14 protein-coding genes are annotated in these 20,996 nt (G+C 41.4%); 9 read left to right on the top strand and 5 right to left on the bottom strand.

Annotated elements, in window-relative coordinates; translation table 11 throughout:
- Positions 1 to 207 precede the first annotated feature (207 nt).
- Together ABJD64_RS08265 and ABJD64_RS08260 are read right to left on the bottom strand one after the other, a co-directional pair.
- Complete coding sequence (locus ABJD64_RS08265) at positions 208 to 714, bottom strand: hypothetical protein (RefSeq protein ID WP_348180323.1); 507 nt, start codon at positions 712 to 714, stop codon at positions 208 to 210.
- An 80-nt stretch (positions 715 to 794) separates the two neighbouring features.
- Entirely contained in the window at positions 795 to 1,211 is a 417-nt protein-coding gene (locus ABJD64_RS08260; RefSeq protein ID WP_348180322.1) for a hypothetical protein, read from the bottom strand.
- A gap of 94 nt (positions 1,212 to 1,305) precedes the next feature.
- Between ABJD64_RS08260 and ABJD64_RS08255 the strand changes: the two genes are divergently transcribed.
- From ABJD64_RS08255 to ABJD64_RS08220, 8 genes are all read left to right on the top strand, one after another.
- The gene (locus tag ABJD64_RS08255) at positions 1,306 to 2,094 is read left to right on the top strand and encodes an SDR family oxidoreductase (protein ID WP_348180321.1); all 789 of its coding nucleotides are present in this window, start codon (positions 1,306 to 1,308) and stop codon (positions 2,092 to 2,094) included.
- A gap of 27 nt (positions 2,095 to 2,121) precedes the next feature.
- Positions 2,122 to 3,564 (top strand): aldehyde dehydrogenase, encoded by a 1,443-nt coding sequence (locus ABJD64_RS08250; RefSeq protein ID WP_348180320.1) that lies wholly within the window; start codon positions 2,122 to 2,124, stop codon positions 3,562 to 3,564.
- A gap of 79 nt (positions 3,565 to 3,643) precedes the next feature.
- Positions 3,644 to 4,228 (top strand): RNA polymerase sigma-70 factor, encoded by a 585-nt coding sequence (locus ABJD64_RS08245; protein WP_348180319.1) that lies wholly within the window; start codon positions 3,644 to 3,646, stop codon positions 4,226 to 4,228.
- Between the two features lie 197 nt (positions 4,229 to 4,425).
- Entirely contained in the window at positions 4,426 to 5,457 is a 1,032-nt protein-coding gene (locus ABJD64_RS08240; protein WP_348180318.1) for a FecR domain-containing protein, read from the top strand.
- A 165-nt stretch (positions 5,458 to 5,622) separates the two neighbouring features.
- Complete coding sequence (locus ABJD64_RS08235; RefSeq protein WP_348180317.1) at positions 5,623 to 9,036, top strand: SusC/RagA family TonB-linked outer membrane protein; 3,414 nt, start codon at positions 5,623 to 5,625, stop codon at positions 9,034 to 9,036.
- A gap of 118 nt (positions 9,037 to 9,154) precedes the next feature.
- Positions 9,155 to 10,723 (top strand): RagB/SusD family nutrient uptake outer membrane protein, encoded by a 1,569-nt coding sequence (locus ABJD64_RS08230; protein WP_348180315.1) that lies wholly within the window; start codon positions 9,155 to 9,157, stop codon positions 10,721 to 10,723.
- 104 nt (positions 10,724 to 10,827) lie between these two features.
- Positions 10,828 to 14,124: a VCBS repeat-containing protein gene (locus tag ABJD64_RS08225; RefSeq protein WP_348180314.1), complete on the top strand. Its 3,297-nt coding sequence runs from the start codon at positions 10,828 to 10,830 to the stop codon at positions 14,122 to 14,124.
- Between the two features lie 139 nt (positions 14,125 to 14,263).
- Entirely contained in the window at positions 14,264 to 15,418 is a 1,155-nt protein-coding gene (locus ABJD64_RS08220) for a hypothetical protein (RefSeq protein ID WP_348180313.1), read from the top strand.
- A gap of 14 nt (positions 15,419 to 15,432) precedes the next feature.
- On the opposite strand, the gene ABJD64_RS08215 is transcribed toward ABJD64_RS08220, so the two are convergent.
- Positions 15,433 to 16,287 (bottom strand): LytTR family transcriptional regulator DNA-binding domain-containing protein, encoded by an 855-nt coding sequence (locus tag ABJD64_RS08215; RefSeq protein ID WP_348180312.1) that lies wholly within the window; start codon positions 16,285 to 16,287, stop codon positions 15,433 to 15,435.
- 154 nt (positions 16,288 to 16,441) lie between these two features.
- Here ABJD64_RS08215 and ABJD64_RS08210 point away from each other — a divergent pair, with 154 nt between their 5' ends.
- Positions 16,442 to 17,596 (top strand): redoxin domain-containing protein, encoded by a 1,155-nt coding sequence (locus ABJD64_RS08210; protein WP_348180310.1) that lies wholly within the window; start codon positions 16,442 to 16,444, stop codon positions 17,594 to 17,596.
- Positions 17,597 to 17,599: 3 nt separating this feature from the next.
- Here the strand turns inward: ABJD64_RS08210 and ABJD64_RS08205 are convergent, their stop codons facing one another.
- Together ABJD64_RS08205 and ABJD64_RS08200 are read right to left on the bottom strand one after the other, a co-directional pair.
- Positions 17,600 to 18,811: an MFS transporter gene (locus ABJD64_RS08205; protein WP_348180308.1), complete on the bottom strand. Its 1,212-nt coding sequence runs from the start codon at positions 18,809 to 18,811 to the stop codon at positions 17,600 to 17,602.
- Positions 18,812 to 19,153: 342 nt separating this feature from the next.
- Positions 19,154 to 20,992, bottom strand: coding sequence for a carboxypeptidase-like regulatory domain-containing protein (locus ABJD64_RS08200; RefSeq protein ID WP_348180307.1), 1,839 nt, complete (start codon positions 20,990 to 20,992; stop codon positions 19,154 to 19,156).
- Positions 20,993 to 20,996 lie beyond the last annotated feature (4 nt).

The raw sequence follows: 20,996 nt of genomic DNA, 5'->3' as shown, positions 1-20,996 counted from the left end.
CTCTAAGAATGATGCAATGGAAATCTCAAGGAAATCCCTTTAGCCGAAAGCTAAATGAAGGTACTAACAAATACTATTGCACACAACTGTAGTAATATTTTGTTGATTCGAATGGTATAATACAAAGTTGAAGTATTACTATTGGAATAAACAAGTGCAGGACTTAGTAAGATGAGTTGGAATCAATAGAAATCGCTAAATGAATGACTATTTCAAGTATTTCTTTGGAAGCAAGTTGTCTTCAGTTTCTGCCGCCCAATACAAATTAATAATCCACCATCGTTCGCCGTCATTCATCAATTGAAGGCTATTAATGCCTCTGGCAAATGGCTTACCTTCAGGCGTCCATCTGGATTGATAGGTGCTCCACACATGAGTGATGGACCCGAACGTTTCTGTTCTCCGCGAAACTTCTTCTTCGAAAAAGCCATGGTCGGTCAACCACTGATCTCCTTGTTTTATAAAATCATCCAACGTGAGATAGCAGGGTACTCTCTTCGTTTCACTCGCCGGTCGGGTGGGTATCAATCTGGCGCCCGGAGCCATCAAGTATCGTAATCGATTCCAATCTCTACGTTGTCCTTTCGGACCTGATATGGATTCGTACATCGCTTTGACTATCGAATCTTCGCTCGTTACGTCTACCGCATACTTATCCTGCGCATAGGCGAGTGTGGTAAATAAAAAGCTAATGAAGAAAAGAAAATGTCGCATGGTCATGGTGCAAATGTAAGATACCTGTGATCAAAATGGTAAAAGTTGTAATAACTGGTGTTCTTACTGTGTAATCGGTATTATTCTTCTTTTTTATTTAAAAAGCCAAATAAGAATATTAATGAATGAAGTGCAGTACCACCTAATGATGAGAATACACCCAACGCAGTAAACAGGCGATCGATTTCACCTAGGGTTGCTTCATGATAGAAACCAATCAGCAATGCGATGGGCGCAAACAGCAGCAATGTGGATCCTATGTACTGAACGTTTTTTTTCCATTTGACAACAGATAATTTCAATTGAAGCCCAATGGATAGATTGAGCATACCACTGAATAAAAAATAAATATGACCTGCTCGGTAAATCATGCGTTGAGCATCTGGCAAATTACCAATCTCATGGATTTCCATATACCACCCGGTTTGCAGGAAGGTCACAAAAGTAAGCAAACCCATTATGGCATGTATAGCTGATATTTTTACTGGTGAATTCATCCAAAACTACTTGTTGCTTCCTGGACAAAAGTATAATTTATTAAATACTCAAGGGGCATTATCGCTATATTTACCGCTTCAAATGACAACAAAAATGAATTTAAATTTAGAAGGCAAAACGGCCTTGGTATGTGGAAGTACGCAAGGAATTGGAAAGGCTATTGCGCAGGAATTAGCCCAAATGGGAGCAAGCATTACGCTTGTTGCCCGCAATAAGTCCAAACTTCAGGAGGTACATGCCGTGCTCTCCACAGATCACAAACAGATTCATCAATATATTCAGGCAGATTTTAGTAATCCAGCTGAATTAAAAAGCAAAATAGGTGAATATTTAAATGAAAACAACTCACCGGAAATTTTGGTCAACAATACCGGAGGTCCTGCAGGCGGCCAAATTATAGATGAACCGTACAGTAAATTTATGGATACCATGACCGCACATTTGGAGTGTAACCACTTGCTAGCACAAGCATTGGTGCCCGGTATGAAAGAAAGTGGCTTCGGACGAATTATAAATATTATTTCTACCTCCGTCTATGTGCCGATTCCTGGGCTCGGTGTGTCAAACACTGTTAGAGGAGCGGTAGCCAGCTGGGCAAAGACCTTGTCATTGGAATTGGCGCAGTTTGGCATCACTGTTAACAATGTGCTTCCAGGCTTCACCGATACCGTTAGACTCGAAGGTATAGTCAAGGCCAAGGCCGCTAAAACAGGCAGGTCAGAAGAAGAGGTCATAGCGGCAATGAAACAAGAGACGCCAGCACGTAGATTTGGAAAAGCAGAAGAGACCGCCGCAGCAGCAGCTTTTTTGGCTTCACCAGCTGCTGGCTATATCAATGGAGTAAGCCTGCCCGTAGATGGTGGCCGAACTGGCTGTATCTGATCCTTATCTTTAACCCAAGACAACCAAATGCAAAAAATTGAAAATTACATCAATGGAGAGTTGATTGCCCCGACTGGCCATGCCTACATCGAGAACGTAAACCCATCTCTTGGAATTGTCTATTCATTAATTCCTGACAGCGACGCTGAAGATGTTGAGTTAGCAATAAAGGCTGCCAAGGAAGCTTTTCCTGCATGGTCTTCCTGCGGGATCGAAACCCGGGCAAATATTTTAAATAAAATTGCTGATCTGATTGATGAGAATCTGGAGGACTTAGCTAGAGCCGAATCAATAGACAATGGGAAGCCTCTATCTCTGGCAAGAACAGTAGATATTCCGAGAGCTTCTTCCAACTTTCGGTTTTATGCCAGCGGTATTCAGCATTTTGCAGCAGAATCTCATGATATGGAGGGAACGGCCATTAACTACACCAGGCGATCTGCTGTTGGTGTAGCTGGATGTATTTCACCCTGGAATCTACCTTTGTATCTGTTCAGTTGGAAAATTGCACCCGCTTTGGCTGCCGGCAATACGGTTGTGGCCAAGCCTACAGAGGTGACTCCGATGACAGCTTATCTTTTATCGAAATTGTGTGTGGAGGCCGGTCTTCCAAAAGGTGTATTGAACATTGTTCATGGGTACGGACACAAAGCTGGGCAGGCTATTGTTGAGCATAAAGATGTCCCACTGATATCTTTTACCGGCGGCACTGAGACAGGAAAGAAACTGGCGGCTACGGCCGCACCTATGTTTAAAAAGCTATCTCTCGAATTGGGTGGAAAAAATCCAAATATCATTTTCGCCGATTGTGATTTTGATGACATGCTAAAGACCACTATTCGCTCTTCATTTGCCAATCAGGGGCAAATTTGCCTGTGTGGATCCCGAATATTTGTAGAACGCCCTATTTACGAGAAGTTTAAAAATGGCTTCGTAGAGAAGGTGAAAAAAATGCAGGTTGGCGACCCGCTCGATGAGCAGACTAAAATGGGTGCCGTCGTATCAGAGGCGCACATGAACAAGGTGCTTGGTTATATCAAACTGGCTCAGGAAGAAGGTGGTAAAGTGCTCTGCGGTGGTGATCGGGTTGTTGTAGATGGAGATTGTGGGAATGGCTATTTTATTGCACCCACGATCATAGAAGGTCTCGACTACCAGTGTCGAACCAACCAGGAAGAAATATTTGGACCTGTTGTTACCATCATGCCTTTTGATACCGAAGAAGAGGTACTGACAATGGCCAATTCTACGCCGTACGGCCTGGCAGCAATGGTTTGGACCCAAGACCTGAAACGTGCACACAATATTTCACATCAGATTAAAAGTGGTATTGTATGGGTCAATTGCTGGCTGCTTCGCGATCTGAGAACTCCTTTCGGAGGAATGAAACAATCCGGGGTTGGTAGAGAGGGAGGGTTCGAAGCCCTGCGATTTTTTACAGAGACTCAAAATGTGTGTATCAAACTCTAGTCGTAGCAATTGGGCGAACTTATTGACCAATCTATTGTTTAGTCTTTATTGATACCTTTGTATAAATTCGGGTTGCATTTTGATAAACAATACGGCACATATCATTGCTTTATGGGAACGGGTAGGCAAGGATGATGATGAAAGGGCATTTGAGACCCTTTTTGATTTGTACTATGCCTGGTTGTTTAGGACCTCAATCAATATTGTGAAAAAAAAGGAAATAGCTGAAGAGGTTGTTGAAGATGTTTTTTTTCGATTGTGGCAGTTAAGAAAAGATCAAAATTCCATTCAAAATCTCAGTACCTATTTATACGTCGCGACCAAGCACCGGTCATACAATCATTTCAAGAAAATGGCCAAGATCCCCAATACTGAGGATGTAGATGTCACGCAAACCGTTGGATATTTGGCCAACCCTGAACAGAATTACCTGGTAGCTGAACTGCAAGAGCACATTGATGCCGCTATTGAAGAACTGCCAGAGCGGTGCCAGGAGGTATTTCGATTGATTAGACTTGATGGCTTGTCCTACAAACAAGCCGCCGAAGTCTTGAATGTGGCTCCAAAAACCATCGAAAATCAATTGTCGATAGCCATTAAAAAAATGAGCGCGGCCTTGAATCACTACCTTTCTGACTCAGAAAATTCTAAGAACTCGGCCTGAATTCATCTTCATTTTTCTAGTCTCGAGATAATTGTAGCAGTTTATTGTCGAATTTATTTAAAATATATTATTTCATAACTAGCTGATTATAAGATCGTTGATTTCTGGATAGTATTTTTTTTAAGAAATATCAGAATTCCTTTGGGGGATTTTTGAAAAACTGCTGTCCTTCCGCCAAATAATCTAATTGGAAATCAATGGACGACCGAATATACCAACTAATCTGTCTGGAATTATCAGGAGAAGCATCAGAAGTAGATTCAAAAGAATTGGGGGATTGGCTTGCTCAGTCTGAACAAAACAGATCCGTCTATCAGGCAATGAGTCAGTATTGGATCAGTACACCTGAAGTCTATACCTCAAAAAAGCAGACCTACAGTAAACTAAAGAAACGAATTGATGCTAGTAATCAAGTCGGTGATTTAAAGACTGAAGAGAATAGCATCAAATCTATAGGTACAAGACGTCTCACATTTTGGATGAAAGCTGCAGCCATTTTCGTCGTGGCCCTGGGTTTAGGGTGGACTGCATACGTTAGCTTGAATACAGGTAATTCAGGACCAGGTATTGAAATGGTGGTCAAGCAAAACCCTACAGGCCAAAAGTCAACCATCTTTTTGAGTGACGGATCCAAAGTCGTTCTAAATGCCGACAGTAAAGTGTCTTATAAAAAAGACTTCAGTTCGAAAGAGCGAGTAATAAAACTTGAAGGAGAAGCATTTTTTGAAGTGGCCAAGGATTCACTACGTCCATTTAGAGTAGTTACGGGAGAGGTTACCACTATTGCTCTTGGTACTTCATTCAACATCGATGCCTTTCCTGAAAGAGATAACATCGAAATTTCTTTAGCTACAGGAAAAGTGGAGGTTAAGTCTTCCGGGAAATCCAGTAAGAATATGGAGTCATTGTACCTGGAACCTGGAGAAAGGGCCTCATATACTTTATCAACCCAGGACATAACGAAACAAAAATTTGATCTAGAGCAAGTGTTAGCATGGAAAGATGGAATTATCTATTTCAAAAATGCTAACCAAAAAATGATTATAGAAAAACTAGAACGTTGGTATGGTGTTCAAATTGAAGTAGTCAATGATGCCCAAAAGACAATCGATATCTCCACCAAATTCGAAAATGCTTCCCTGAGCAACGTTCTTAAATCATTGGGTTATACTCTTGGTTTTGAGTATAACATCAATGATAAGAAAGTAAACATTGAGTATTTAAACTAAACGGTATGAAATGAAAATAAGCTAAAAAAAAACAGCAATGCTCAAGGAGCACTGCTGATCAAATTTCTTTCCAATCTTAAATATCGAGTTTGGCGACAGGGTATTTATGACCGGAAGGAAAATGTTTCAACGAATTAATCAATTACATCAAAACATTTCAAAATTATGAAATTTAAACATTTACTCCTATTTAAGAAGCTGATTATGTATTCATTCTATGGCATAGTGGCGCAATTGATCTGCTGCACGTTCCTATTTGCAGCGGAAGGCACAAAGGCTCAATCGTCAATGAGTGTAAAGGACATTAAGGTGAATGTCAAATTTAAAAATGACAACCTTATTTCTGTATTCAATAAAATTGAGCAGGAAACCGATTTGGTCTTTGTATTTAACAAAAAAGACGTTTCAAACAACGTAAAAATCAATAGTGAATACTCAGAAGAGTCTATCTACGATGTGCTATTGGATGTTTCCAAGCAATCTGATCTGAGTTTTCAACAAGTCAATAAGAACATTAATGTAAAAAAGCACACCAGCAATAAGGCGGTTGGCGATTCTGATCTCGTTAAGATCATAAAAGACATAGATGTAACCGGTAAGGTAATAGACGAAAGCGGACAAGGCTTGCCTGGTGCAGCCGTGACCATCAAAGGTACCAATATTGGGGCTGTTACTGATTTGGATGGAATGTATAAGCTATCTGTACCGGATAACGGTGTTCTGATATTTTCTTTTGTCGGATTTGTGGATGTTGAGGTTTCAGTAGGAAGTCAATCAGTTATCGATGTTACATTGAAAGAAGATGTGACCAATCTGAGTGAAGTAGTTGTTACTGCTCTAGGGTTCTCGCGAGAAAAGAAGTCTTTGACTTATTCCGCGGAAGAGGTAAGTGGCGAAGAATTGACAAGAGCAAAAGATGCTAGTTTTATCAATGCTTTGGCTGGAAAATCCGCTGGTATTCAAATAAACAGAAGTGGTTCAGGTGTAGGTGGTTCAACAAGAGTGATCCTAAGGGGAAACAGTTCTACTTCCAACAACAAAGTTCTATATGTGATAGACGGAGTTCCGATGGTAGATCAGAGCGCTTTTCAACCTATTGATGTATTTGGGCAAGGTAATCTGGGTAATGGTACCGGAGGTGCCGGAAGAGATGGTGGTGACGGTATATCCAACATCAACCCGGAAGATATTGAAAGCATGACAGTACTCAAGGGTGCTTCTGCTGCAGCGCTATATGGTAGCCAGGGTGCGAATGGTGTAATATTGATTACAACCAAGAGTGGTAAGTCTGGAAAAACCAAGGTGACGCTATCTTCTAACTTTACATCTGAAACTGCGAACTTAACTCCCGATCTTCAATACAAATATGGACAGACGGCTGCAGGCTCGTTAGCAAGCTGGGGACCAGAAGTCAATGCTCCTAATCACGTAGATGATTTCTTTAGAACAGGCAAAACCTGGATCAATTCTGTTTCCCTTTCAGGTGGAAATGAGCATGCACAAACCTACTTTTCTTATGCGAATACTAATTCTACCGGTATCATGCCAGGTACTAGTTTTGAAAAGCATAACGTTACTTTCAAAGAAACTGCTAAGTTTTTGGATGATAAACTTACTGCGACTGCAAGCGTCAACTTGGTCACCCAAGAAGGAAAAAACAGAGGAACTACCGGTCTCTACTATAACCCACTGACCGGTCTGTATCAACTGCCAAGAGGTTTGGATTTTGAGAATTACAAAAACAATTTTGAAACGTATGATTCGGATCGGTTGATCAACGTTCAAAATTGGCATTCAGATAAGGACACACAGCAGAACCCATACTGGATCATCAATAGAAATGCTAACAATGACAGCAGAGATCGGGTAATTGCTAACGCAACGCTCGAATACGAATTAGCCAAGGGATTAAAATTAAGGGCTAAAGGAACCTATGACAGATCTTTTGACTTTTATGAGCAGAATTCATACGCTTCAACTCAGGCAACTTTAGCGGACGCTAACGGAAGATATGTACTGTCTAAGCTCAATACCACTCAAAAATATGGTGAAGCCGTAGTAAGCTACAGCGGGCAATCTGAAAAGATCTCCTATACTGCGCTAGTAGGTACCGCAATCAATGATATCAGAACCTATGGAGAATACGCTGATTCAAAAGGCGCTGGAGACGGTTTACAGTTTGCAAACAAATTTTCGATTCAGAATATTGCACAACCGGGAGCCACATTTGCACAATCGGCCACCAGAACACAGGTGCAGTCAGTTTTTGCAAGTGCTAACATAGGTTATAATGGCATGGTCTTTTTAGATGCTACAGTTAGAAATGATTGGGCCTCTACTTTAGCATTCACTGGAGATGATTCTTTCTTGTACCCATCTATTGGATTGACAGGAGTGATCTCAGAGATGATAGCTCTACCTAATGCATTTGACTTGTTGAAAGCCAGAGTGTCGTACGCCAAAGTGGGTAGCGGATTAAATGCATTTGATACTGCTCCTTTAGGAGGTATAATTAATACTCAAGGGGCACAAACACCACAAATCACTCCAGCTCCGGGCACCACACTGAGAGCAGAAGATCAGGGATCATTTGAGTTTGGGATAGAGTCTTCTTTTTTAAGCAAAAGAGTAACCTTGGACTTCACCTACTATAACAATAAAACGAAAGATCAAAGATTCTCTGTTGTTGCTCCATCTACTGAATTTGGTGTACAGCAGTATTATTTGAACGGTGGCGATATTCAAAACAAAGGAATTGAATTGGGTCTTGGTTTTATTCCAGTGCAATCCGGTGATTTCCAATGGAGTGTGAACTTCAACTATACCAAGAACAAAAATGAGGTTGTTGCATTTGCGGATGAGCTCGACAACAGCTTTTATTTTCTGTCCTCAAGAGGGGTAAATGCTTATGCATATGGCCTGATAGAGGGAGAACCTTTTGGAGTCATTTTCGGACAAAAATTTGCTAGAACAGATGATGGACGAATTATTGTAGATGCTACCGGAGTCCCACAGGCGGCTACTGGTGAAGCAGGAGGATTAGATCCTGTAGGAAATATCAATCCTGATTTTACGGGAGGTATTTCAAACACGATCGATTACAAAGATTTCTCTTTGAATTTCTTGATTGATTTCCGAGTAGGAGGAGAAGTGCTGTCATTGACAGAGTCTATGAACGATGAACTGGGTGTTTCGAAAAGAACACAAGATGCCCGGGACAACGGATTTACACCGGATGTTGCATTAGCCGATGGAAGTGCCTATAGTGGTACTGTAGATCCTGCAGCTTGGTTTTCGGCTGTAGGCGGTAGAGCGGGAATTACTGAAAATTATATCTACAGTGCGACTAATGTTAGATTGAGAGAGCTTTCGCTGAGTTATGCATTGCCAGTTCAAAACGTTACATTCATTCAGAACGCAAGGTTGTCAATAGTAGGTAGAAATTTATTCTTCCTGAAAAATGATGCTCCTTTTGACCCTGACCTATCCATGTCTACAGGCATTGGCCTTCAGGGCGTAGACACCTATGCGCTGCCTTCCACAAGAAGCTTTGGGGTGAACCTGTCAGTAACATTTTAACTACTAAATAAGGAAATGATGAAACGAACATGCAAATTCAGTCATCTCAATTTTCGTACAAAGGGTGAATGAATTTCTTGAGAGTTCCATGTGACCAATAAAATCAAATTATAAACACATGAAAAAGAACATTATAAATATATATATGGTAGTGGCAGCTATAAGTAGCTCTTTACTACTCAATGGATGTACTGATAAATTTGAAGAAATCAATACCAATCCATATACGATTACGTCCGAGGAATTACAAGCGGACTTTCAACACGTAGGTGCTCCGTTTTCTCAGGCACAGCAAAACTTGTATTCATTTACGCCAGCCTGGGTCACGCAACTGCAACAAAACCTGATAGGCGATGTCTTCTCAGGGTATATGATGCCGCCGACTCCTTTTGCCAGTAACTCGAACAATATGACTTACAATTTGGTAGATGGTTGGAATGGGTTTCCTTGGAACACCGCTTATCAGAATGTAATGGGCCCATTAGCTAAAGCTGATTTGGCTGCTGGAGAAGGAGATGAATTCAACAATTTCAAGGCTTGGTCCAAAATCATACGAGTAGAGGCCATGCACAGGATCTCTGATATTTACGGGCCAATTGTCTATCGCAATTTCGGACAGGAGAATGCTGTATATGAAAGCCAGCAAGCTGTTTACAACGCCTTCTTTGAAGATCTTGAATCAGCTGTCGATATTCTGACTCCCTTAATTGCAGGGGAACCAAGACCATTTACCAAGTTTGATTTGGTGTATGGCGGTGATTATACAAAGTGGGTACAGTTTGCCAATTCTTTGAGATTGAGACTGGCCATCAGAATTTCAGATGTTGACCCAACTTTGGCTAAAACCGAAGGAGAAGCCGCACTCGCACACTCAGTAGGGTTGATCGAATCCAATGACGCTAATTTTTTAGTATCAAATACATCCGGTATTACGCATCCGCTAAATGTGATCAATCAATCATGGAATGATATCAGAATGGGAGCAGAAATGGAATCCATTTTGACGGGCTATGACGACCCGCGAATGGGTGCCTATTTCGAAACCGCCGGTGACTATGCAGGACAGTACAAAGGAATTCGTCAAGGCATTCCTATTGAGGCCAAGTCTGATTATCAGGGTTTTTCTCCTTTGACAGAATTTGACCCAACCATTCAGTTGTTGAGCGCAGCAGAAGTGCACTTTTTGAAGGCCGAAGCAGCGTTGAAAGGGTGGACTGGAGCTGGGGACGCACAGACGAACTATGAAACGGGGATAGCTATTTCTTTTAATCAGCACGGTGCGGCAGGTAGTGCAGCATATATGGCTGACAACAGCAGTGTTCCGATTGATTACGTTGACCCTTTTAATGCAAGTAACAGTATCAATGCATTGAGTACGATTACCATTGCCTGGGATGCTGCAGCTACTACTGAGGAAAATTTGGAACGAATCATTACGCAAAAGTGGATAGCGATGTACCCTGATGGTCAGGAGGCCTGGTCAGAATTCAGAAGAACAGGGTATCCTAAATTATTTCCGGTGGTGGTCAACAATAGTGGAGGCAAAATCAGCACCGAAGAACACATTAAGCGAATTAACTTCCCGAGCTCAGAAGTCGATGGTAATCCGACGGGTGTAGCTGAAGGAGTAAAGCACCTGGGCGGAGAAGACCACGGTGGAACTTCTTTGTGGTGGGATGTTGATTGATATTTAATTAGACATAATTATTCCAATTAGACTTAATTAAATAGATTTTAGCTAGAAAAGATCACGCTTGCCGTGGTCTTTTCGTGTTAACTTTTGATAAGCAAATGAAGCCCTACTTCACACAAATATGGTATCCTTCCTTGATCAAGGTGATGTTTTTTCTCACAGGATTAGTGTTTTATTCATGCACTTCACCACAAACGTTGAATACAAAAAACAGTGAAGGGGATAAGCTATTTACTCGGCTAAACAGTCAAATCACCGGTGTGGATTTCTCAAATAACATCAAGGAATCACTATACTTCAATTTTATCAATTACTCCTACATTTACAACGGAGGCGGTGTATCTGCCGGGGATATCAATAACGATGGCTTAATAGATATTTATTTTACTGCCAATCAAACTTCAAATAAGCTATACCTGAATCAGGGAAATTTTAAGTTCAAGGACATTACTGCATCCGCCGGCGTGGAGGGCAAACTCGGCTGGACCACCGGAACTACCATGATTGATATCAACAATGATGGATATCTGGACATTTACGTAAGCAAATCTGGCTCACTAAAGGATCACAAGCTGAGAGAAAATCTGCTGTTTGTGAATCAGGGCGATGAAACTTTCCTGGAACAGGCAGGTGACTGGAGACTAAACGATGCAGGCTTCGGTACGCAGGGTTACTTCTTCGATTACGATAAGGACGGAGACCTGGATTTGTATCAAGTGAATCACCGGGCAGATTTTGAAAATAACACGAATCTCGTTCCTGAAATTCAAAGCAGAATCATCGAACATTTTTCTGATCAGCTATACGAAAACAAAGGTGATCAATTCCTAAATGTGACCCAAAAAGCAGGAATGGCAAACAAGGCGTGGGGGCTCAGTGCTTCCATTGGCGATTTTAACAACGATGGCTGGGAGGATGTTTATGTGTGCAATGACTTTTTACAACCGGATTACCTTTATATCAACAATGGTGACGGGACGTTTTCCAACAAAATCTTAAACCAATTTGATCATTTCTCACAGAACAGTATGGGATCTGACTTTGCTGACATAAATAATGATGGAATGAATGATCTGATCGTGGCTGAAATGTCACCAGAAGATCATGTCAGGAGCAAATCCAATATGCCGTCGATGAGTACGGAAAACTTTGAGCAAATCGTAGCAGTCGGGTATCATCATCAATACATGATCAACACGCTGCAGCTCAATCAAGGCAACGGCTCCTTTAGCGATATTGGTCAGCTCGCAGGAATTTCAAAAACAGACTGGAGTTGGGCACCCTTAGTTGCGGATTTTGACGAAGATGGGTGGAATGATCTCCTGGTCACCAATGGAATAATTAAAGACCTATCCAATAGCGACTACCGCAAGAAAATAAAGGATAGAATTGCGAGTAGGGTTAAAATGTCTCTGGAGGAGGCTATTAGCTGGATCCCGTCTGAGCGTGTGGCTAATTACGCCTATCGAAACCAAGGTGACCTGACTTTTGCCAATCAGTCGAAGACTTGGGGACTCGCTGAAGCATCGTTTTCTAATGGTTCTACTTATGCAGATTTAGACAATGACGGGGATCTTGATTTGATTGTTAACAATGCTGTGGATCCGGCTGCTATCTATAAGAACAATAGCATAAAAAAATCTATCGTCGTAGGTCTAAAGGGACCAGAAAAAAACATTGACGGAATAGGAGCTAGAGTGACGGTTAGTGCTAATGGCTTAGAACAATCGAAAAATCAATACCTGTCGAGAGGTTATTTATCCTCCGTTACTGATCTGCTACATTTTGGATTGGATAGCCTCGATAAAGTTGACCTGATCAAGGTAGAATGGCCAGATGGAAGAGTTTCAGAAATTGGCAATCCGGATATTACTAGCGTAGTTTTTCTAGATTATTCAAAAAGCCAGTTACTGATACCAACTGATAAAGCCATAGCCACCAGTCTACACCCAGTTGACCCGAAGGAACTGAACATTGGATTCAATCATCAGGATAGACCCAATAATGATTTTGAAAAACAGCTACTTCTGCCCTATAAACTTTCCCATCAGGGTCCGGCTCTTGCCAAGGCCGATGTTAACGATGACGGCCTGGAGGATTTTTATGTTGGCGGAGCAGCCGGGCAAGAAGGCTCGCTGTATCTACAATCCGCCAAAGGATTTCAGCTAAAAAATGGGCCATGGTCCACACACAAGGAGAGCGAAGATGTAGCCAGTGTTTTCTTCGACTTTGATGGCGATGGAGACCAGGATCTGTATGTTGTCAGTGGTAGCTATGAGTTTGAGGATGGAGACCAGAGACTTCAGGATAGACTGTATAGGAACACTTCGAAAGGAAATTTTGAAATGACTTATGGGGTTTTACCGGAATTAAAAATGAATGGCGCGGTGGTTGACTACAGTGATATGGATGCAGATGGTGACCTGGATTTATTTGTCGGAGGACGAGTTGTCTCCGGTAAATACCCCGCCTCACCAAAGAGCTATTTGCTGGAAAACAGGGGAGGCAAATATGTTGATACGACCACCGAACGAGCACCCCAACTCTCAGCCTGCGGCATGGTTACAGATGCAGTTTTTTCTGATTTTGACGGAGATGGTGACGAGGATTTAATCGTAGTTGGTGAATGGGCACCGATTCAACTTTTTGAAAATAAACAGGGAGAGTATGAGAAAAAAACCATTCCCAAATCTTCCGGTCTTTGGTTTAGTATTAAGGCTGTGGATATTGACCGGGATGGAGACGAGGATTACCTGATCGGCAACCTTGGATTAAATAGTAAATTCAGTGTCAAAGAAGGAAAGGAGTTTCATATCTATGCCAAAGACTTTGATACAAACGGATATTTTGATGTAGTTCTCACAGGTAAATATCAAAATACATTGGTACCAGTGAGGGGTCTTGAATGCTCGAGCGAACAGGTACCTGCTATTAAATCCAAATTTGCCTCCTACCAGTCGTTTGCCACCGCGAGCCTTCAAGATATTTATGGCGAAAAGGACTTACAGCAGGCTTTTCACGCTCAGGCCAATACCTTGCATAGTGTGCTTTTGAGAAATGAAGGAAACGGAAATTTCAAAATTATCAACCTTCCCAACCAGGCACAATTTGCCCCAATCATGGACTTTGCCATGGTAGATCTAGATCATGATGGTAATGATGAGGTGCTGGCAGTTGGTAATCTATATGAAACGGAGGTCGAAACGGTTAGATACGATGCTTCAAAGGGTATAGCTCTTTCATTTAAGAATGGTGTCTTCGAAGTGATTCCCAGGTCAGTATCCGGCTTTTTCACAGCAGGAAATGCCCGGAACATAGAAAAAATTGATTTTGGTGGCAACTCGCTCATAATCGTGGCCAACAATAGCGATAAGCTATCTGCCTTTATCCGCTAGCAGCAGGCCTCAAATCGAACATCACAATATTTCACCTTAATAGAAAATATGATGGATAGGGATTCCTGACATCCAATTTGACTAACTCTCAATTATTTTGTTTCTTGAAACTTCAAAAATCCGGTAAAGAAGGGAAATTATGAAACATCAATTAAGGTTTTGGGTGCTGATCAGCGTGTTCGGTTTATTCACAGTAAGCTGCAATACAGGAAAGAAAATGCTTCAAATGGGTAACTATTACGAGGCCGTAATGAAATCCGTAGATAAACTAAGAAGCAGCCCAAACAATGATAAGGCCAGAGAGACGCTCGCTGATGCCTATCCATTTGCCGTTAGCACGTTGCTAGATAAAATTGATAGCGAAAAAGCTTCGATGTCTGATTTTCAATATACCCAGATGGTCTATATCTATGAGGATTTGAACGCCATGTATGAAAGTATTCAACACGCACCTGCAGCTAAAGCCGTTGTTTCCAATCCCAAAAAGTACTATTCCCAATTGGCCAGAATGAAGCCAAAGGCTGCAGAAGAACAATATCTATCTGGCATGGACCAGCTCGACATGGGATCACGTGAGAATGCCAAGCAAGCCTACTTCTACTTCAAGGAAGCCAATAAGTTTGTGCCCAACTACAAAGACGTACCCAGCCGCATCGAAGAGTCTTATAACCTTGCTATACTGAAAGTATTGGCAAACCTGAGACCTGTGCAATCCAGAGTATATGATCTAAGTGCAGAATTATTTTATGATGAAGTGGATAAGGTCTTGAGACGAATTGAACAAAATGAGTTCATTCGGTTTTTCTCTCCTCAGCAAGCACAAAATCGGAAAATGTCCAGTCCTGATCAATTTTTGGTAATCAATTTTGAAGATTTTGAAGTCGGCGAAACGCATACAAAAGAGCGAATCGAAAAACTGGAAAAAGATAGCGTTAAACTAAGTACAATCACGTTAGACGACGGTAAGAAGCGCGATGTATTCGGTAAGGTAAAGGCCGAGCTTACGGTCAATAGAATAGAAGTAGTGTCAAATGGCCTGATCAATTTGACTATTACACATGGTGGATTTGATAAACGAATTCTTCTAAACGAAGATTTCGGAGGCCAATACGTTTGGTTCAATGAATGGGGAAATTTCAACGGCGATGAGAGAGCCTTAACCAACCAACAATTAGCCATCTGTAAAGCCAGACAGATCGCACCTATTCCTCCACAGCAAATGTTTGTTGAATTTACGAAACCCATCCATGACCAGCTCAAAAGTAAACTTGTTCAGTTTTATGACGGATATTAATGAGACGTGAGAGCTTAGCTTGTCAAGGCATCTGAAGAGTTTAGGATTTCCTTTAGAAGTTTGATTCTTTTCCTTGAAACCACAAATTCTCGATCTTTTTTACTCCTCAAAATGTATTTTTCATTTTCCCAATGAGAATAATCTTGGACAATTCGGCTGTTGATGATAACGGCCCGGTTGATTCGAATAAATTTATTCATATCAAGCCGTTTTTCAAGCGCCTGAAGATGGAGTGAGATTTTATATTTCGATCCATCTGCATAGGCATAATAATGGCGTCCTTCTTTTTCGAACCAATCTACAGCGTCAAGCTCAAGGGATATCATTCCGAAAGGCCCTTCGGCCTTGATGTAAGTATTAAAAGCTCTTTTTTTGTTCAAATTTACCGTGTACAACAGCTGGCTATTTATTAGCACAAAACCCACAATCAGAGCTCTGTTAAATTCGAACCATGTAAATTCAGAGTGAATGAAATTGTCAGTGGGATCCACTTCAGCCGCTTTTAATATAAACCCTGTGACTACTGCATAGATCAGAATACCCAAGACAAGGCCAATCACAGTTTTGATTTCGTAACCAGCGAAGCTCCTAAGTGTACGAGGTACTTTTTCCAATCTGAGTGGTTTTCTAAGCAGCCTGAAAATTTCAAAAACCACAACAACCATAAAAAAGGAAAGTACGGAGTGACCAATAAAGATATCTGAAGCCAGTCCATTTGTGCAGGCCAAAGTATCCGAGGCGAAAAACGCAAGCGAACCAGCAAATTCAAATTGGCAGGCCACGACAAAATCAGGAAGTAGGATGGCAACAAAGGCCGTCAATATCCATATGGGGTTTCTTAAAAAGTTGAAATCCAGTCGTTCAATCATGAGGGTCAATTTAGCTATTCTAATTTCCGCTTTTCACTACATTTTTTACCTGTTTCAGTTCATACTGTCACGGGACGCTTTGAGGGTCAAGGTCAGCAGATTTAGGTTTGAGTTTAGAAATCAAAAACTCACGTTGAAAAATAAAACTAGATTTATGAAAATTCATCATTGTTTACAAATTCTAATACTCCTTTGGGTCATCAATGGTTGTAACCAAACTCAAAGAAGCGAAACAGTCGGATACGAAGAAAGTGCTACCATCGAGGCTTTCGAACCCGTTGACGTCTACAAAAACCCAAACTCTTTTGAGCAATACATGGGCAGACTGAAGCCCGGTGATTTGCCACCCGCCATGCGGGTAGAAAAATGGTACAATGGGTCACCCGTAGAAAGATTTGAAAAAGGAACGGTATATGTGGTTGAATTTTTCGCTTCCTGGTGCCAACCCTGTAGAAAAAGTATTCCGCATTTGAACAAACTGCAACAGGAGTTCAAAGAGGATTTGGTCGTTATAGCAGTTGCAGCGTCAGAGTCTGAACCGAATACCGCTAAACTCGATAAATTACTCCATGCCAAAAAAGAAGTATTGACGTACCGAGTGGCGTATACTTCCGACGAAAAGACCTTTAAGGATTGGAATTGGGGAGCAAGGAATACCGGATTGCCATGGGCCTTTATTGTCAATAAAAAAGGTGAATTGGCGTGGTTTGGACAGCCCTTTCAAAGTCGATTTGAACCGGTTCTACGATCAGTGTTAAACGATACTTATATACCGGAAAATATTACGGAAAGCAACGAAGAGGACTATGAAGCGAGAAGGGTCCTTTGGGAAGTTCAGGAGAATTTCTGGAATGCCGTCGGGGACAATGACTGGCCAGCGACTCTCTCCTTGGGAGAACAACTATACGTATCAGGAGATCAACTTTTCTATTATGAAATGGCTCAATTATTTCAAATACGATATGAGCGTCTTGGGAAAAAGAAGGAAAGCATAACCTATGCAGAAAAATTAGTCTCAGGGCCGTTAAATGGAATTCCTGAAGGACTTGGGCTTATCGCAGAAGTAATTGAACGGGATAGCTTGGCAGCTGAAGAAAGCAATGCTTTAGCCCTTAATATTGCCGAAGAGACCAATCGATTAACCTATTATGAAAACTCAGAACTACTCTCATTACTTGGAAGATTGTACGCAAAGACTGTTCAAAGGTCTAAGGCTAGGGAGACTTTTCAGAAGGCGCTTAAATACAATGATGACACCGAACTTGAGCAAGAAATCATGGATGAACTTGAACTTTTAGTCAATGAATAGTTGCTAGCCTTTGGATTCTTGAATCACAAGATCCTGTTCGGGAATGTACTTTTGGATTAAAAAGGCCATTAGAAATGAGGCAACTGCTGCAAGGGTAGCATTGCCTATAAAACCAATATCGGTGTAGATAAATCCGGCAACACCGGACCCTACTGCCATACCTAATTGGCCAATGGAGATGGTCATACTCATCATTCTGCCACGTTGATTGTCTTGAATAACCTCTGAGGCCAAAGCCTGAAAGGGGACCATTCTAGCAACTATTAGAAGCATAATGATGAAGAAAACGACAAAGTACATTTCATAATTCATGTTTAGAAAAAACACGCACAGTGGCATGATGATGACCAGAAGTAGATTAGAGAAAATAATGATCTGCTTCCGGCCAGTCTTGTCGGAAATCAGGCCGGAAATAGGCCCTGTAAAGACAGTAGCCAATCCGCCAATGAGAAAGAGCGTAGCAATGTCGTAACTATTGGCTCTGAACGAGTTTTCCAGCCAGGTAGGGAAATACACAATGAATGAAGAAATACTCAAGAACATGAGCATATAACCCATGGCGATAGTTTTTACTGACGGCACGTGCAGAATCTCCCAGTATTTTTTGATCGAATGCTTCAAATTGAGTGGACAATTGGAACTATCGACTTCGGGTTGAGGTACCTTCCAAAGGATGAGAAAAAAGGCGAATACCATTACGAAACCAAAAAACTGAAAAGGAGCAAAAAAGCCGATTTCACCTGCTAAAATCGTACCTGCAGGAATACCCAAAATCTGCCCGGCTGCACTGCCTGTGGCTACCACACCATTGGCCCAACCTCGTTTGTCATTTGGAAAGTAATCACCAATATATGCTACACATGATCCCGTAAGAATACCTCCGGCAAACCCTGATAGAATTCTGAATCCCAGCATGGACCAATAATCTACTGCCAGCTGGTGCATCAGCAAGGAAATGGCCATAGCACCGGCACCTATCAATAAAATCTTTCTTCTACCCACACGATCAGAAATGGGTCCCGTAATAAGGGCTACTATACCTAACGTGATCGCATAGGCAGTAATGAGTGTACCTCTCAAAGCTTCGGTAATGTTCAATTGCTCTCCAATCTGAGAAAGAATAGGAGACATGATAAAGAATTGGCTACTGGCTGCAAACATCAGCAGCCACAGGGAGAACAGAATGATTCGAGCGTTGAGTTGACCTTTGTTCATAAATTGAGTTGTTGGCAAGGCTAACGTAGAAAGGTTCCCAACGTTCAATTTTTGTGACGAAACGCAGTTATCAAGGGTTGGATGGTTAGTAATCTTATGCCAAGCAGTTACCAAACATCTATTTTTAACTTTCAGTAAAATATTGAAACAAACGTGGTCTGTACTAAATCTGACTTCTCTAATAATTCTCTAAACAATAACTGAAAAATGAAAAATGACGACTCAACGGTCGTCATTTTTCTCATCAACTCTTTTCTTGTTTGTTTAAAGTTGCACCGGTTCTTAGTAATGTAGCAGAAATGCAATTTTAACTGATTCAAACATGGACATTATTTATTCCAATCAAGGAGAGGTATCACAAGTCGCAATTGGAATACCATCAAAGTTATTGATGTTGGCCAAGCCAATAGTGGATACTTCAATATTAAACTGGGTGATCACTATGGCTGGATCTGAACAAAGACTGGTAACTGGTACTTCAAGCACCTGAACGAGCCATTCAGGGTTTTCAGGAGGACCCACTTGGGTTTTAAATAGCTCTACAAAAGGTGTGGCTGCGTTCCACAATTCTTGATAACTCGAACCGCAAAATGGATCACCAGGGAACTGTTCTACATCAATAAAGTTAATGTTAATGCCCGTGGTAGGATCTAATGCATCAAATGTTAAGTCTCTTGATGCCAGGCTAACTCTGTAATGTGTTCCGGCTGCATTGAGACACATGGCAACTAGCACAGGGTCTGTTGGGTTTGCAGTTGCATAGATGTCAGTATTAATACTTGTTATATCTGAGAAAACTTCATTTGTAATATCCATACAACTTGGAACGTTCCAGGGATCATCTGTAATAGTTTGGTCACCAGGGCCCGTTTGAAGGACGTAAAGTGATTGAGCAACAGGATTAATCACATCATTAAAAAAAACAACTGCCACAGGAGATAATGGAGGTAATCTATTCATTGAAATCCCATAGGTCGTTAAGGTACCTCCTGGAATAGGAGCAGAAGAAATTTCGCATAGTGGATTTCCGCCATTTATAGCATCAATAGTTCTTGTTCGGACATACAACATATTATCGGCCGCGTCCTCAGTGGTAAGCTCTACTCGAAAGGGTAAAATCAATTCGTTGGCTGCCGGCATGGGCGTTGTATTCTGAAATGAAAAAGAAAGACTCGACGACGGATCGGTTTTAATAATATCGAAATTAATGGAACTAAAGTGAGTCAGTTGTGCTCTATAGGCTTTCAAAGAATCGTCAAATATTGCTTGTCCGTTTTCTTCCCATACGCCATTAGATTCATTGTAATAGAGCAAGGGAATGGCATCTCTGTTTTCTTTTCTTAGTTCCAGTTGCCAATCTGGCACTGGAATGATAACCTCGGCAGTAGCTTTGCTTTCTTGGTCTAGATTGTAAGACTGGTCATCGTCATAAACCTCAATAGAAACAGCACCAAAACTTTGCATGGGTCCCGTTTGACCACGATTGGTAGTAGCAATATTATTGCCGGGCATCCCATTTGGACTAAACATATCTGTTGCACTTATAGAAACGGAAATATTCCCCTGCGCAGGAGCACCAGATTTATTGACTAAAGAATTACCTGCTATTCTAAGCGATGCTCTTGGTAAACGAGCTTTGTTTTGAGATTGAATATCCCAGGCACTTTTTAGTTTTTCGGGCATAATGAAACTGGCAACTCTACCTGAATCATCAAGAACTAAAGGTAGTTTCCCAGTTGGGCTCTGGCTCCAATCTGCTCGGCTCGAACTCGATCCGAGGCTTTCTGTGTTTGTAACTGTCACAGTGCCACCAATACTTGCGTCGATGGTTGCCACGGTTGCCTGATTAAGATAATACTCGTTGTAAGGAATAGAGTCCAACTCTAAACTATCCTGATAAACAACAGATCTGAACCCGAACCCCTTTTTTGTAATGTTGATCACGTAGCTTTTTGACCTAGGTACGGATATTTCGAATCGGCCTTCTGCATCTGTCTTTCCTTGCATATTGTCATTCAAGTGAATGACCTCAATTGTAACCCCTTCTATACCTTGCCCATCATAGTTTAAGACTTTTCCAGCCGCTATGTTTTGATCTGGAATATTGTCTTCACAACTGCAACTCTCAATGGCGACTAAAATTAGAAACATCAAAAGTGCCTTGAAAAATGGAATTCTCATAAGT

Source organism: Reichenbachiella sp., from assembly GCF_039944555.1.
Lineage (GTDB): Bacteria > Bacteroidota > Bacteroidia > Cytophagales > Cyclobacteriaceae > Reichenbachiella.
This window is presented reverse-complemented; position numbering and strand designations above follow the sequence as displayed.

Bases quoted from the DNA above. Each gene is read 5' to 3' on its own strand.
- ABJD64_RS08265 (WP_348180323.1), bottom strand. From the start codon at position 714: ATGCGACATTTTCTTTTCTTCATTAGCTTTTTATTTACCACACTCGCC.
- ABJD64_RS08260 (WP_348180322.1), bottom strand. From the start codon at position 1,211: ATGAATTCACCAGTAAAAATATCAGCTATACATGCCATAATGGGTTTG.
- ABJD64_RS08255 (WP_348180321.1), top strand. From the start codon at position 1,306: ATGAATTTAAATTTAGAAGGCAAAACGGCCTTGGTATGTGGAAGTACG.
- ABJD64_RS08250 (WP_348180320.1), top strand. From the start codon at position 2,122: ATGCAAAAAATTGAAAATTACATCAATGGAGAGTTGATTGCCCCGACT.
- ABJD64_RS08240 (WP_348180318.1), top strand. From the start codon at position 4,426: ATGGACGACCGAATATACCAACTAATCTGTCTGGAATTATCAGGAGAA.
- ABJD64_RS08235 (WP_348180317.1), top strand. From the start codon at position 5,623: ATGAAATTTAAACATTTACTCCTATTTAAGAAGCTGATTATGTATTCA.
- ABJD64_RS08230 (WP_348180315.1), top strand. From the start codon at position 9,155: ATGAAAAAGAACATTATAAATATATATATGGTAGTGGCAGCTATAAGT.
- ABJD64_RS08225 (WP_348180314.1), top strand. From the start codon at position 10,828: ATGAAGCCCTACTTCACACAAATATGGTATCCTTCCTTGATCAAGGTG.
- ABJD64_RS08220 (WP_348180313.1), top strand. From the start codon at position 14,264: ATGAAACATCAATTAAGGTTTTGGGTGCTGATCAGCGTGTTCGGTTTA.
- ABJD64_RS08215 (WP_348180312.1), bottom strand. From the start codon at position 16,287: ATGATTGAACGACTGGATTTCAACTTTTTAAGAAACCCCATATGGATA.
- ABJD64_RS08210 (WP_348180310.1), top strand. From the start codon at position 16,442: ATGAAAATTCATCATTGTTTACAAATTCTAATACTCCTTTGGGTCATC.
- ABJD64_RS08205 (WP_348180308.1), bottom strand. From the start codon at position 18,811: ATGAACAAAGGTCAACTCAACGCTCGAATCATTCTGTTCTCCCTGTGG.
- ABJD64_RS08200 (WP_348180307.1), bottom strand. From the start codon at position 20,992: ATGAGAATTCCATTTTTCAAGGCACTTTTGATGTTTCTAATTTTAGTC.